Annotated in this window: 11 protein-coding genes; 2 read left to right on the forward strand and 9 right to left on the reverse strand. The window is 63.3% G+C overall.

Annotation, left to right across the window (positions count from 1 at the left end; translation table 11 throughout):
* Positions 1–102: 102 nt before the first annotated feature.
* The 5 genes from C8J98_RS08910 to C8J98_RS08930 form a co-directional block, all read right to left on the reverse strand.
* Positions 103–2322, reverse strand: coding sequence for an RICIN domain-containing protein (locus C8J98_RS08910; RefSeq protein ID WP_158272654.1), 2220 nt, complete (start codon positions 2320–2322; stop codon positions 103–105).
* Positions 2323–2406: 84 nt separating this feature from the next.
* Positions 2407–3432, reverse strand: coding sequence for a class I fructose-bisphosphate aldolase (locus C8J98_RS08915; RefSeq protein WP_107912839.1), 1026 nt, complete (start codon positions 3430–3432; stop codon positions 2407–2409).
* A gap of 82 nt (positions 3433–3514) precedes the next feature.
* The gene (locus C8J98_RS08920) at positions 3515–3958 is read right to left on the reverse strand and encodes an energy transducer TonB (RefSeq protein ID WP_107912840.1); all 444 of its coding nucleotides are present in this window, start codon (positions 3956–3958) and stop codon (positions 3515–3517) included.
* A 253-nt stretch (positions 3959–4211) separates the two neighbouring features.
* Positions 4212–5681, reverse strand: coding sequence for a pyruvate kinase (gene pyk / locus C8J98_RS08925; RefSeq protein ID WP_107912841.1), 1470 nt, complete (start codon positions 5679–5681; stop codon positions 4212–4214).
* 4 nt (positions 5682–5685) lie between these two features.
* Positions 5686–6507, reverse strand: a complete 822-nt coding sequence (locus C8J98_RS08930; RefSeq protein ID WP_107912842.1) for a S1/P1 nuclease — start codon at positions 6505–6507, stop codon at positions 5686–5688.
* 174 nt (positions 6508–6681) lie between these two features.
* Between C8J98_RS08930 and gap the strand changes: the two genes are divergently transcribed.
* A complete protein-coding gene (gene gap, locus C8J98_RS08935) occupies positions 6682–7698 on the forward strand; it encodes a type I glyceraldehyde-3-phosphate dehydrogenase (RefSeq protein WP_107912843.1) in 1017 nt (338 codons plus the stop codon).
* Positions 7699–9392: 1694 nt separating this feature from the next.
* Here the strand turns inward: gap and C8J98_RS08940 are convergent.
* From C8J98_RS08940 to hppD, 3 genes are all read right to left on the reverse strand, one after another.
* Positions 9393–10373, reverse strand: coding sequence for a fumarylacetoacetate hydrolase family protein (locus tag C8J98_RS08940; RefSeq protein ID WP_107912844.1), 981 nt, complete (start codon positions 10371–10373; stop codon positions 9393–9395).
* Between the two features lie 15 nt (positions 10374–10388).
* The gene (gene hmgA / locus C8J98_RS08945) at positions 10389–11699 is read right to left on the reverse strand and encodes a homogentisate 1,2-dioxygenase (protein WP_107912845.1); all 1311 of its coding nucleotides are present in this window, start codon (positions 11697–11699) and stop codon (positions 10389–10391) included.
* Positions 11700–11786: 87 nt separating this feature from the next.
* A complete protein-coding gene (gene hppD / locus C8J98_RS08950) occupies positions 11787–12875 on the reverse strand; it encodes a 4-hydroxyphenylpyruvate dioxygenase (protein ID WP_107912846.1) in 1089 nt (362 codons plus the stop codon).
* A gap of 89 nt (positions 12876–12964) precedes the next feature.
* Here hppD and C8J98_RS08955 point away from each other — a divergent pair, with 89 nt between their 5' ends.
* Positions 12965–13414: a MarR family winged helix-turn-helix transcriptional regulator gene (locus C8J98_RS08955; RefSeq protein WP_107912847.1), complete on the forward strand. Its 450-nt coding sequence runs from the start codon at positions 12965–12967 to the stop codon at positions 13412–13414.
* A gap of 79 nt (positions 13415–13493) precedes the next feature.
* Here the strand turns inward: C8J98_RS08955 and C8J98_RS08960 are convergent, their stop codons facing one another.
* A complete protein-coding gene (locus C8J98_RS08960) occupies positions 13494–15002 on the reverse strand; it encodes a peptide MFS transporter (RefSeq protein ID WP_107912848.1) in 1509 nt (502 codons plus the stop codon).
* Between the last annotated feature and the right edge of the window lie 28 nt (positions 15003–15030).

Raw genomic sequence — 15030 nt, forward strand, 5'->3', positions numbered from 1 at the left:
GACGCGAGGCCCCGCATGGCGGGACGGACGCGATTCTAACGCAACTACCAATCGTCGATTGCGAACCCCTATGCGGATTGGCAACGGGGCGGCCACAGTGCTTTAGTTCGGCTGATATTCCCAACGTTGATTGGCTGTTCCCTGGCAAGCGCCGACCTGGGTCTGCGCACCATTGATCTGGCCGTTGCCCGGGTCCTGCAGGCACATGTCCGAGTTCAACGCGCGGATCTCGCCGCGCAGGCGCCAGCGCTGGTTCGCCGCGCCCGTACAGTTCCACATCTGCAGAAGCGTGCCGTTTGTCATGCCGTATCCCGTTGCGTCCAGGCAAAGCCCACCGGCGCTTACGATGCTTCCGTTGGGGCCGAGGTGAAATGTCTGGTTTGGATTCCCCAGGCAATCCCACAGCTGGACCGGCGTTCCAAGCGAGTTACCTCCGCCTTGCACATCCAGGCACCGCCCGGTGTCGATGCGTATCTGGCCGGATGCTGGATAGAACATCCATCGTTGATTGGGCGATCCGACATCATCGTAAAGCTGTAGCCGCGTACCGTTTGCGCTGCCAAAGCTGATGGCGTCGAGGACGCGACCGCCGGCTGCGACTATCGCCGATTCATGGAACGACCACCGCTGGTTGGACGTCTTCTCTGGTGCAAACAGTTGCACCGGTGTACCGCTAGTGGTTCCGTATCCGGTCACATCCAGGACAAGGTCCGCGCCACCCCAGATCGTATCGTCGAACGGGTGCTGCACCCATTGCTGCTGGCGCAAGCCGTTGCAAGCCCATACCTGCACAGCGGTGCCATTGGCGGTGCTACCGCCGCGGCCGTCGAGGCAACGTCCATTCTGTCCGACGATCTGGCCGGGCTGCGACGTGTCGACAGGAGGTCCCACCGTCGCGCGGAATGTCGCCGCGATAGGCATGGTCTGGCTAAGGGTCCGTGCGACATCGGCGGAAGCCGCATCGCCGCAGGGAAGCCCTTTGCAGATGGAACGGTTGGGTGTCGAGTAAAGGCGTTCAGCTTCCTGCCCGTCGAGACCATAGGACATGACGTCGTAGAATCCCGCCGAATCGTTCCTGTATCCATACGAGAACGCAAACAGACCACCCGTCGAGTTGGTCTGGCGATTATGCTGCGCGCCGAGGTTATGCCCCATTTCATGAGCCAGCGTGGTCACGGCGCAATACGACGTGTAGCCGTTCCCCAGATCGACGGAACCATCGCCGATGACCGAGAACGCCTGGTCGGGCCCAGTCGTGGCGTAATTGGCCTGGGGGATGTAGGCGATGCCGCAGCCGTTCTGGCTGGTGTCGTAGCGCCGAACAAGCGATACGAGGTCCGCGCCGTACTGGTCGCGATAGAAGCGCAACGAGCCGGGAGTGGCTGCCGTGCTGCCCGATGCCAAGAGGCTGAGCGTGTCGCCATTGTCGCCCGTGTCCGGGTACGCGACCTCCATCGTGCCGACGAGTCTGAAATCGGCCTGCACATTGGAGTTCAAGAGAATGCTGTTGGCGTTGTCCACCAGGTTGGTGATAGCCGTCGTAGCCACGTCCGTACCGCCGCGATAGGCCGCATATCCGGTGGTGAACCCGATCATGACATCGACGGTAGGAATCGTGCCCGACAATGACGGAGCAGCCGACGTGACAACCGATGGCGAGGCAGATGCGGCCACGTTCGTTCCTCCAGCCGTGACCAGCGTGTCACCGCCGGGGCGCACGCCTTCCTTGAGCTGCGCCAGCGGCGCGGACGCGAGGTAGGTCTTGCCGTGAATGGTCGTCAACTTCAACTGCTGCCCGTTTACCGACGGAAGCGTGCCGAAGGTAGCGTTGGAGCCGAACGTAATGACGCTGTCCGTCTTGGTGTCGTCGCTATCTTCCCTGCCGATCCAGGTCCAGTTGCCGTCATCGTGCGTGATATGACGATCGTAGGCGAGGGACACCTTCGTTCCATCCGGCGTCACCAGTGTCATCCGCCCCGAGAGTGCGGCGGCGAGCGCCTGGTCCACGTCGATCTTCACGGGGTACAGGGTGTAGCCGTCCTCTTTCTGCGGCGTCACCTCCTGGTTGTACGTGAAGAGAGGCGGCGGTTCGGCACCCGGCGTGGCCGTTATGGAGGCCAGCCCCACAGGTACACCCGCCGTCCGCCGCTGTGCCGGGAGCGGTGTGGAAACGACCCGTGACGGCGTGCTGGCGGCAGACACTGGCTTCGACGCACTACCCTGCCCCACAAGCTTCGCCGGCGGCGCCACCGCCACCCATGCTGCAACCAGCAGCACGCCCCCCAACGCCAACCCCAATGCGAGTCGATCCTTGCGCTTCATCCGTCCCCCCCCAGGCATTTCTTTCGATAATAAAGAAAAACGCCGGGATGAACCCGGCGTCTGTCTTCACAAATGTGCTTTCGATCAGCCGCGCTTGGTCCAACGACCCAGTGCAGCGTCGCCATTTTCCTTGGCGCGCTCACGCACAACCTTCTGCGCCTTCTCGTAGTTACCCGTCAGGTCCTTCGACCAGACGTTCAGCGCCTCGGCAACGAGCGCGCGCCCGTAAGAGAAGCTGACCGGCCACGGATGCGGGCCCAGCTTGTTGATAAGGTCCAGGTGCTCGGTGGCCTGCTCGTCGCTCTGGCCGCCCGAAAGAAACACGATGCCCTGCACGCTTGCCGGCACCGTGGTACGGAGGACGCGCACGGTCTCTTCGGCGACCTGTTCCGGCGTAGCCTGCTCATCCGCGGGCGCATTCTTGCCCGGAATTACCATGCTGACCTTCAGGATGAGGCCTTCGAGCATGACGTTATGCGCATACAACGCATTGAAGAGGCTGCGCAGCACGGCTTCGTGCACTTCGTAGCTCACGTCGATGTCGTGCGTGCTCTCCGGACCGTCCATGACGATTTCCGGCTCGACCATCGGCACCAGACCGGCTTCCTGGCACAACGCGGCGTAGCGAGCCAGATTCTCCATGTTGGCCTCGATGGCCGTGGAGCTCGGGTTGTCGTCGGTGATGTTGATCACTGCGCGCCACTTGGCGAACTGCGCGCCGAGCTGCGCATATTCCTTGAGGCGGTCACGCAGGCCGTCGAGGCCTTCGGTGATGACGTCGCCCGGGAAACCCGCCAGCGGCACCGGACCCTTGTCGACCTTGATGCCCGGGATGATGCCGGCCTTCTTCATGGCGTCGACGAGCGGCGTGCCGTCGCTGGTCTTCTGGCGAATGGTTTCGTCAAACAGGATGGCACCGGAAATGTGCTCACCCAGGCCGGGCGCGGTCAGCAGCAACTCGCGATAGCGACGACGATTTTCCTCGGTGTTCTCGACACCGGCGGCTTCGAAGCGCTTCCTGATGGTGTTGGTGGATTCGTCGACGGCAATGATGCCTTTCCCCGTGGCCACCATCGCCAGCGCGACCTGATCGAGATTTTCGATGCTCATGACAACTCCGTTTAGGTGTAGTGGTATGCAAAAACCGGCGGAGTATAAGGGACGACTCCGCGAAAACCGTTGTGCGGCGCGATCAAGTGGTCTGGTAGCCCGGCAGCTTGCACTTGTCCAGGATCGCCGTTTTCTTAGCGGGATCTTCCGGCAGGTTGAAGCCGGTCACGTAGTAGGTCTGCACCGGTACGGCCGTGCCGTTCTGGGAGCCCTTCACGTAGGTGAGCTGCTTGACGATGCTCACGCCGACCTGGCCGAGGTCGCCTGCGGGGACCACCTTTTCAATCTTGGCGTTCTGCGTGCGGCCGTCGGAGCCGATCATGTAGCTCACTGCGACGCAGGTGGGCTGGTCGAGGTTCTTGCCGGTGTTGGGAACGTCGGGATTGACCGACTTGTTGGTCAGGAACCAGTAACCGGTCAGGCGCTCGGGGGCGACACGGCGGAGGTTCTGCGCCTCGGCGGCGCCGGCGACCAGCAGAAGAACGGTGGCGGCAATGGCGCCGGTACGGAGCTTGAGTCGGATCATGACGCCCTCGGTGATTTGCCAGGACCTCAAGTTTAACCCTGCGCACGCATGCGATGCGTGTGAAATCGTGCGGTGGCAGAGCATCGCCGCTGAAGCGGCTCCCACACAGGACCTGCGCAGGTCTTGTGTGGGGCCTTGTGTGGGGCCTTGTGTGGGGCCTTGTGTGGGGCCTTGTGTGGGAGCCGCTTCAGCGGCGATGAGGGTTACCTCACCCTGGTTTTCGCCGATGAATCGGCTCCCACAAGAGCCGGCCTTAAAGGTCGCGCAGGCTGTCGGCGATGCCGTCTTCGCCGACGACGAGCAGCTTCAGCGTGTTGGTACCGCCGCCACGGCCGATGTGGTCACCGTGGGTCAGGATGACGCGGTCGCCCTTGGCCAGCTTGCCCAGCGCGAACAGGTGCTGGAGCGCGGCGCGTGCGGTGTGCGCCGGGTCGAGGTTGCTCTGCTCGAAGTCCACCGGCTGCACGTCGCGCAGCATGAGCATGCGGCGGCGGGCCATGTCCGACGGGGACATCGCGTAGATGGGCACGGCGAAGCGATAACGCGACAGCCACTGGGCGGTCGCACCGGACTCGGTCAGGGCGACGATGGCGCGCACGCCCACCTGGGCTGCCAGCAGCATCGCGGCCAGCGCGATGGCCTGGTCACTGCGATCCAGAGAGTGGGTGTCCGGGCGCAGGTCGTCGCGCGGCTCGAACTGACGCTCGGCACCGAGACAGATACGACGCATGGCGGCGACGGCCTTGTCCGGATGCGCACCGGCGGCGCTTTCTTCCGAAAGCATCACGGCGTCGGTGCCGTCGATGACGGCATTGGCCACGTCGAGCACTTCGGCGCGGGTCGGGATGGGCGCGCGGACCATGGACTGCAGCATCTGCGTCGCGGTAATCACCGAGCGGTTGCGCTGCACGGACTCGCGGATGATCTTCTTCTGCAGACCCGGCAGCTCGGCATCGCCGATTTCCACACCGAGATCACCGCGAGCGACCATCACCACGTCGGACGCGTCGATGATTTCACCGAGGACGGGAATGGCGTCGGCGCGCTCGATCTTGGAGACAATGGCGGCATCGCCACCGGCTTCGCGCATCAGGCGACGGGCTTCATGCAGGTCTTCAGCGCAACGGACGAAGGAGACGGCAAGGAAGTCGGCACCCATCTCGGCGGCCAGCTTGATGTCGTTGCGGTCCTTGTCGGAAAGCGCACTGACGCTGAGGCCACCGCCCTGGCGGTTGAGGCCCTTGCGCGCGGACAGACGGCCACCGATGACGACACGGGTGCGGATTTCGCTGCCCGCAATCTCGATCACCGAAAGGGCGATCAGGCCGTCGTCGAGCAGCAGCACGTCGCCGGCAACCACGTCCTTGGGCAGGTCGTAATAGCTGACGCCCACACGCGCCTGGTTACCAGCCGGAGCATCCGCGCGGCAGTCGAGCACGAAGCTGTCACCGGCCATGAGGTCGATCGGGCCGTCGGCGAACTTCTCGATGCGGATCTTCGGACCCTGCAGGTCAGCCAGGATGCCGACCTCGCGACCCACCTTGTCCGCTGCCGCGCGGACCGCGGCGGCGCGGGCGCGATGGTCGTCCGGGGTGCCATGCGAGAGATTCAGGCGGACGATGTCCACGCCCTCCTCGAGGATTTTCTCGAGCATGCCCGGCGCGTCCGTGGCGGGTCCGAGGGTGGCGACGATCTTGGTGCGGCGAACCTGGATATCGGTCATTTTTTTAGTCCAGCGTATGGTTGAGCAAGTCGGCGAGACGCTTTCCCGCAATGCGCAGGCGTGTCTCGGCGACCGGAAGGTATTTGGCCACGTAGGCATCGTCGACCGCGTGGTTGTCCGGGTAGAACCCGTTGGCGGCGACGATCGAGCAGGATTCCTCGGCCCACTGGGCGTACGGGTTGTCCAGCGGTGGAATCGGCTTGGGCAACGTTACCGGGCCCTGGGCGGCAAGGCGGTCGGTATAGGCAGGCCACTGGAGGTCGCGGGTGTAGAGCATGCCGGAGTCCCAGACCTTGTGCAGGTTGGAACCCTTGCCATCGAACTGCACCTGGAAGTCGTTGCCGCCCTTGTCGTCGCGGTTGCCGGCGTGGAGCGGCTGGTGCACGTCGCCCACGAAGTGGACGACGAACTTCAGCGCTTCGGCGCGCTCGGCATTGGATTTGTGGCGGTCGCCGAGGATGGCGACGTACTTTTCCAGGCCGCCGACGACGCATTGGCCGTCCTTGCAGTCCAGGGGCGGCACATAGACGCACTTGCCGTCAGGGAAGTCCATGTAGTGCAGCTTGGCCGTGGCCTTGCCCAGCTCTTTCTGGTCAGGGTCGTTGCGCAGGTGGTCGGGCCAGCTGGCGACGTCAGCCAGGGAATCGGAGCCGTCGGCCTTCAGAAGGCGCTCCACTTCGGCCCTGGCCGAGGGGTCGAGCTGGCGCCAGGCCAGTTCGGCGACGATACGGTGGCCGATGTCGCCCCAGGCCTGCACGGTGCTGGCGAAGACGGGGACGGTGAGGGCCAGGAAGGCGGCTAGCGCGCGCTTATGAGTCGTTTTCATGGAGCTGTAAACGTTTCCGGACGGGCGAACGGCCAAGTGTGCCACAGCCGGACTGAGACCCGGATGACAGATCGCGGCGGCGCAGCAAGCCGGCCCCTGCGACCTTCCGTTACCATGGACGTTTACGCCACCCGCCCTTACCTAGTCAGCACATCCCATCCGGAGGCTTGCCCTATGACCATCAAGGTCGCCATCAACGGTTACGGTCGCATCGGTCGCAATATCCTGCGCTCGCTTTACGAAGCCAACAAGAATGGCCAGGACATCCAGATCGTCGCGGTCAACGATCTCGGCGATGCCAACACCAACGCCCACCTCACCCAGTACGACACGGCGCACGGCCGTTTCCCGGGTGAAGTCTCGGTTGACGGCGGCGACCTGATCGTCAACGGCGACCGCATCAAGGTCTTCGCCGAGCGCGACCCCTCCAAGCTGCCCTGGGGCGAGCACGGCGTCGACGTGGTGCTGGAGTCCACCGGCTTCTTCACGTCCAAGGCCAAGGCCAGCGCGCATATCGCCGGCGGTGCCAAGAAGGTGATTATCTCGGCACCGGGCGACAAGGACGTGGACGGCACCTTCGTCATGGGCGTCAACGACGACAAGCTGACCTCGAAGCTCGAAGTCATCTCCAACGCGTCGTGCACCACCAACTGCCTGGCTCCGCTGGCCAAGGTGCTGCACCAGAAGATCGGCATCGTGCACGGGCTGATGACCACCATCCACTCGTACACCAACGACCAGGTGCTGACCGACGTCTACCACTCGGACCTGCGCCGCGCCCGTAGCGCCACGCACAGCCAGATCCCGACCAAGACCGGCGCTGCCGCCGCGGTCGGCCTGGTGCTGCCGGAACTCAATGGCAAGCTCGACGGCTTCGCCATGCGCGTGCCGACGATCAACGTATCCGTGGTCGACCTCGTCTTCACCGCCGCCCGCGCGACGACGAAGGAAGAGATCGATGCCATCATCAACGAAGCCGCCAACGGCGCGCTGAAGGGCATCCTCTCGGTGAACACGCAGCCGCTGGTGTCGATCGACTTCAACCACAACCCGCACTCGTCGATCTACGACGCGACGCAGACGCGCGTCATGGAAGGCACGCTGGTCAAGGTCCTGTCGTGGTACGACAACGAGTGGGGCTTCTCGAACCGCATGCTCGACATGACCAAGGCGCTGATGGCTGCCAGGTAATCTGGCTGCTCCCGCTGTTGTAGGAGCCGATTTATCGGCGAAAGAAGGCCCGCACGGCAACGTGCGGGCCTTCTTTTGTTTACGAGGAGTTGCCCCGCTGCCACGCTTCTGTAGGAGCCGCTTCAGCGGCGATGGGTGTTAGCGGCAACCTGGCCCGCTGCCGCGGATCGCAGATAAATCGGTTCCTAAAGCTACCGGAGTGCACCGCGCGGGCTTACCACGGGGCACCGACTACGATGGTCTGGGCTAACTGGAACAACCCTGCCACGGGCTTGGTGAAAGGCCCCTCCGGATTACCGGGCGCGACGCGAAAAACGTAGTTGCCCCTGCCGATCCAACGCACACTGGTCTGGTGCGTATGACCTGGAGTCCCGCAATCCACTAGATGCGCTTCGCTTTCCTCGCCGCTACTCACCCAGAGGCAGCTGTGCTGGGTAACCGGCTGCGTGGAAGATTGATCCCACCGCCAGTGAATGTTGGCGTCGCCGAGAGTACCGACAGGTACGCTCACGACCTGTGGTGACGCAGTCACGCTACCCACCGGTGGTGGGCAGTTGTGATAACACCGAATATCACGACTTCGCATTGCTCGAGCCCCACCATCGCCGGGAGGAACAGACAGAGCGTAAGTGAGCTCAGTCCTTTGCTGTGGAGAAGGGTCATAAACACGAGGCTTGCCATCGACTAGTTTCGTGGTGCGCGAGATGGCGTCGGCGATCACATCATCATGCCCGCCACCCTCTGACCTGAGTGGACCGCAAAGCCAAATGATTACGGCGATCACGGAACATCCGATGATCCAACATATCGCCTTCATGCGTTAATCCTAGTTGGAGGATCACCACACCGTATCCCGTCAAAGTTGTTTCGAATGTAGGCATTTTCTGTATCAGACGTAGGGGTCTCTAACTCTTGCCGTACAAACCCTAGGTCCGCTTGCGCAAAGGCCTGCGCATATCCGCGCAGGCCCACCAACAGGCCCCTGACCTTTACTGAGCAATGCCGACCACCGTCGTCTGGGCGACCGTTCGAAGCGCGCTAATCGGCCTCGTATAGGGCCCGCTGGGGTTCCCCGGCGCCACGCGGAAGGTCTGTACGCCAACACCGATCCATGAGAAGTTCTGCGAGTAGGTGTGGCCCGGATGCTCGCACTGAAGCACGCGCGCAACGGTTTCCTCTGCCCTACTAATCCAAAGGCAGCTGTATTCAGCCACAGGTTTACTGCGCGATTGGTTCCAACTCCACCGGATCGTGGCATTGCCTGTTCCGCTCGCTGGAACAACAACTTGGGCTGGCGCGGAAACGCTTCCCACAGGGGCCGGACAGTTGTACAAGCACGGACTGGCCTTAGGGCGCCACATGCCAGCACCGATTGCGGGCGCGCTTACAAACATGAGCGTTATTACAGCTAAACGTGTGACGGTCATCCGTTCATCCTTGTCTATAATAGGAACTCCAGATCCGTGCTTCATTCAGACGGATTGGAGAACATCAAGATAGGCGTCGGACATCGTCTTCGATGCAAGCGCAAGCTGTCTTATGCGTAGGCAAGAATTGCAAAAAAAGGAGGGCCTGCACGGCAACTTGCAGGCCCTTTCGTTTCAGCCGACAGATTTCTTTAGGAACCGATTCATCGGCGAAGGGTGCTCGCGGCAACCTGGCCCGCTGCCGCGGGATTGCCGCTGAAGCGGCTCCTACAGTTTTTCGATGACCTGCTCGATTGCGCCGAAGATCGTCGCACCGTTCGCGTCGGTGACGTCGATCTTCACCGTGTCGCCGAACGAAAGGAACGGCGTGCTCGGCTTGCCGTCACGCAGGGTTTCCACGGTGCGCTGTTCGGCCAGGCAGGACGCGCCCTTGCCCGTATCTTCGTTGGCAATGGTGCCGGAGCCGACCAGCGTGCCGGCAGTCAGCGGACGCGTCTTCGCAACATGCGCTACGAGCTGCGAGAAATCGAACTGCATGTCGACGCCGCATTCGGCTTCGCCGAACCACTTGCCGTTGATCCAGGTGCGCATCGGCAGGTGCAGCTTGTCGTCGATCCAGGCATCGCCCAGTTCATCCGGTGTCACGAACACGGGCGACAGCGCGGAACGCGGCTTGGACTGCACGAAGCCAAAGCCCTTGGCGAGTTCGCCGGGAATCAAACCTCGCAGCGAGACGTCGTTGACCAAGCCGACCAACTGGATGTGAGCAGCGGCCTGCGCCGGCGTCACGCCCATGGGAACGTCGTCGGTGATCACGAGCACTTCGGCCTCCAGGTCGATCCCGAATTCCTCGCTCCCGACGACCACCGGATCGCGGGGGCCAAGGAAGCCAGCACTGGTCGCCTGGTACATCAGCGGATCGGTATAGAACGACGCCGGCACCTCGGCGCCACGCGCCCTGCGCACGCGCTCGACGTGCGGCAGATACGCGCTACCGTCGACGAACTCATACGCGCGCGGCAGCGGCGCGGCGAGCTTGCTCATGTCGAGGTCGAAAGCGCCCTGCGCGTTACCGTCGTTGAGATCTTCCGACAGCGCATTGAGACGCGGTGCGATGCTGCTCCATTCATCCAGCGCAGCCTGCAGGGTCGGCGCGATGCCGGTAGCCTTGACGGCGCGCGAGAGGTCACGGCTGACGACGATGAGCGTGCCGTCGCGGCCGCCTTCCTTAAGCGAAGCGAGTTTCATGCGATTCCTTTTCGATCAGGCCGACGGCGGTGTGAAGTGTTTCTTCAGCCCGCGCCAGCATTCGTAATAATTGCCCTGAAGCGTCGGCGATTCGAGCGCCTGGCGGGTCGGGCGGATGACCTTGCGCGTCTCGAACATGAAGGCCATGGTGCCAACGACATGATCGGGACGGGAGACGTCGGCGTTCGATGCTTTCTCGAAGCTCGCCGCATCCGGACCGTGGCCACTCATGCAGTTGTGCAGGCTTGAACCGCCGGGCACGAAACCACCCTGCTTCGCATCGTACGCGCCATCGATCAGGCCCATGAACTCGCTGGCCACGTTGCGGTGGAAGTAAGGCGGGCGGAAGGTGTGCTCGGCGACCAGCCAGCGCGGCGGGAAGATGGCGAAGTCCATGTTCGCCGTGCCCGGCGTGTCGCTTGCCGAGGTGAGCACGGTGAAGATCGACGGATCCGGATGGTCCACGGCGATCGAGCCGATGGTGTTGAAGCGGCGCAGGTCGTACTTGTACGGCGCGTAATTGCCGTGCCAGCCAACCACGTCCAGTGGCGAGTGATCGATGCTGGCCGACCACAACACACCCTGGAACTTGGCCACCAGCGCGAAGTCGCCGTCGAGGTCTTCGAAGGCGGCGACCGGTGTCAGGAAATCGCGCGAATGCGCGAGCCCGTTCGCCCCGATCGGCCCGAGATCCGGAAGGTGCAGCGGCGCGCCGAAATTCTCGGCGACATAACCACGGGCTTCGCCGTCGGGAAGCTCCACGAGAAAGCGCACGCCGCGCGGCACGACCGCGATTTCCAGCGGTTCGACCTCGACCACGCCAAGCTCGGTGCGGATGCGCAGGCGACCCTGCTGCGGCACGATGAGCAACTCGCCGTCCGCGTTGTAGAAGTAGCGCCCCTGCATGGAGCGATTGGCGCAGTACAGGTGGATACCCACGCCAGCCTGCTCTTCCGCACCGCCGTTACCGCCGAGCGTGACCAGGCCCTCGACGAAGTCCGTCGGCTGCGACGGCATCGGCAACGGGTCCCAGCGCATCTGGTTCGGCGTGGCCGGCGCTTCGTGGAAGCGGTTGTGGAAGGTGGCGTGCGGCAGCTCGGCAAACGGCGAATGCTGCGCCGCCGGGCGAATGCGGTACAGCCAGCTGCGCCGATTGCGATGGCGCGGCGCGGTGAACGCGCTGCCGGAAAGCTGTTCGGCGTAGAGACCGTGCTCCACCCGCTGGGGGGAATTCTGGCCGGTAGGCAGCACGCCGGCCACGGCTTCCGTGGCGAACTCGTTGCCGAAGCCGGTCTGGTAACCGCGCGTATCGTCGGTGTGGCTCATCGGGGGGATCCTTGGGATGAACGCATCGCGGCGCGGTCCGTCTCGGGACCGCGCCGCGCTTAGTCTACCTTCGCGAGCGCTCCGCGCTCAGAGCACGCCGCGGCGCATCTGGTCGCGTTCGATGGATTCGAACAGCGCCTTGAAGTTGCCGTTGCCGAAGCCTTCATTGCCCTTGCGCTGGATGATCTCGAAGAAGATCGGACCGATGTTGTTCTGCGTGAAGATCTGCAGCAACAGCTTCTTCTTGGTCTCGTCGTCGGCGTCGATCAGGAGCTTGTTCTTCTGCAGGCGCGGAATGTCCTCGCCATGATCCGGCACGCGGATGTCGATCACTTCGTAATACGTGTCCGGCGTCTCGAGGAAGGCCACGTCCAGCGCGCGCATGGCTTCCACCGACTCGTAGATATTGTCGGTGAACAGCGCGATGTGCTGGATGCCTTCGCCGTTGTACTCGCGGATGTATTCGTTGATCTGCGACTTCTCGTCCGCCGATTCGTTGAGCGGGATGCGCACCATGCCGTCCGGCGCGGTCATCGCCTTGGACACCAGGCCGGTCTTCGCGCCCTTGATGTCGAAGTAGCGGATCTCGCGGAAGTTGAACAGACGCTCGTAGTAGTCCGACCACTTCTGCATGTTGCCGAAGTGCAGGTTATGGGTCAGGTGGTCGATGAAGGTCAGGCCGAAACCCTTCGGATGACGGTCCACGCCCGGAATGAACTCGAACTCGCTGTCGAACACGTCACCCTTGGCGCCGTAGGTGTCGATCAGGTACAGCGCGCAACCACCGATGCCCTGGATGGTCGGCACGTTCAGTGCGAGGGTGTCGGCCTTGTGCTCGACCTTCTCCGCACCGTTGGACAACGCGGTGGCCTGCACGTCCGTCGCCGGGCGGTTGAAGCGGATAGCGAAGCCACAGGCGCTCGGGCCGTGCTCGGCGGCGAAGTCGGAGGCGAACGAGTCCGGCTCTTCGTTGACCAGGAAGTTGCACTCGCCCTGGCGATACAGGGTGATCTTCCTGGTCTTGTGCTTTGCCACCGCCGAAAAGCCGAGCTTCGGGAACAGCGTGTGCAGCAGGGTCGGATCCGGCGCGGCGAACTCGACAAACTCGAAGCCATCGACACCCTGCGGGTTTTCGAAGGTGGTGACTTCCATACCGATATTGGGCTGGGCGCTCATAGGCGATACTCCTGGCATTGGGCACGGCTTGCGCCGACTACTCTTACGTTATAGTTTCACTTGTAACCAATTGCAAGGACCAGCACAGCATGACCCCAGAAACCGTTGCCGCCCATGCCCCGCTGGAGCTCGAGCATTTCCTGCCATACCGCCTGTCCATCCTGTCGAACACGGTGAGCCAGTCGATCGCCACGGAATACCAGGACCGCTTCGAGCTGAGCATGACGGAATGGCGTGTGATGACCATCCTGGCGCGGTTTCCGGAGATCTCAGCACGTGAAGTGGTGGACAGAAGTGCCATGGACAAGGTGGCGGTGAGCCGCGCCGTCGCACGGCTGGTCAACGCGGGCCGGGTGGACCGCGGCATCCACGACGGTGACAAGCGCCGCTCGGTGCTGAAGCTGTCCGAGGCTGGCTGGGCGATTCACGACGAGGTCGCGCCGCTGGCTCGTGCGCACGAGCGGGAGTTGCTGGCGCGCCTCGACCAGGGCGAGCAGGCGCAGTTGAACAGCATTCTGGACAAGCTACTGGCGACCTGAAGGGGGCTAGTTCCGTGTGGGAGCCGCTTCAGCGGCGATGCTTCTGGCAAGAGCATCGCCGCTGAAGCGGCTCCCACATTTATTTCACGCCGTGCATCAGGCGGTTGATCAGCGGAGCGATGAGGAACAGCACGATGCCGGCGCCTACCAGCAGTTCGAAGCTGAAGGTGAAGCCGCTGAGCGCCGAGCCCACCGTCATGCCGGTTTCGCCGCTGATGTGGCCGGCGAGCAGGCCCGAGAGGTTATTGCCGATGGCCGTGGAGAGGAACCAGCCACCCATGGCCAGACCGACCACGCGCATCGGTGCCAGCTTGGTCACCATGGACAGGCCGATGGGTGACAGGCAGAGCTCACCGATGGTCTGCAGCACGTAGCACGCCGCCAGCGGCCAGAACGGGATGAGGCCATCGCCGCCGACCAGGCTCTGCAGCGCATACATCAGTACCAGGAAGGCCAGCGCGTTGAAGATCAGGCCGAGGCCGAACTTGCGCGGAATCGACGGCTCCAGGCGATGCCTTGCAGACCAGCCCCAGGCCAGCGCCACCAGCGGTGCGAAGACCAGGATCGCCGCCGAATTCACCGACTGGAACCAGCCGGTCGGAAACTCCCAGCCGCCGAACATGTGCCGGTCGACGATGTTCTGCGCGAGGAAGTTGAACGAGCTGCCGGCCTGCTCGAAGAACATCCAGAACAGCACGTTGAAAGCGAACAGCAGCAGCATCGCGATAACGCGATGGATCTGGATGCGGTCGTGGCGTACGGCCTCGATCACGAGCATCACGGCCACACCGATGAACAGCGCACCGAGCAACCAGGCGATGAAGATCGCGCCGGCCTTGGCCATCAGCAGGTACACCAGCGGAATGGCGACGAGAATGCCGATGATGACGCCGATCAGGTTCTTGCCCTCATGGCGCTCCGGCGGCGGCAGGCCGACGCCCTTGAGCTGGCGCTTGCCGATCAGGAACCAGATGAAGCAGACCACCATGCCGAAGCCGGTCGCGGCGAACACGGCCTTGTAGTTGTCCTGCAGCGGCGTGTCGGTCAAGACCGAAGCGAGCCAGCCGGTGACCAACGGGGCGAGGAAACCGCCCATGTTGATGCCCATGTAGAAAATGGTGAAACCGCGGTCGCGACGGTCGTCGCCGACCGGGTAGATCTGGCCCACCAGCGACGAGATATTCGGCTTGAACAGGCCGTTACCGACGATCACCGTGGCCAGGCCGATGAGGAAGATGTCCTGGTTGGGCACCATCACCATGAACAGGCCCGCGCCCATCACCGCCGCGCCGACCAGGATGGAGCGCTGGTAACCGAGGATGCGGTCGGCCACATAGCCACCGAAGATCGCCGAGGCATAGACCAGCGCGAGGTATGAGCCGTAGGTGCGGCTGGCATAGCCCTGCCCTGCCTGATCGCCGTGGAAGAACTGCGCCACGATGTACAGCGTGAGCGCCCAGCGCATGCCGTAGAACGCGAAGCGCTCCCAGAACTCGGTCATGAACAGCATCCACAAGGGACGCGGGTGACCCAGAGTCTGCGGGTAGTCGGGCACGGGCCGGGCGGTGGCTGGGGCGGTCGGTGTCATGCAGTTCCCTTGGGCGTGAAGACGCTTC

This window comes from Luteibacter sp. OK325, assembly GCF_003050935.1.
Classification (GTDB): domain Bacteria; phylum Pseudomonadota; class Gammaproteobacteria; order Xanthomonadales; family Rhodanobacteraceae; genus Luteibacter.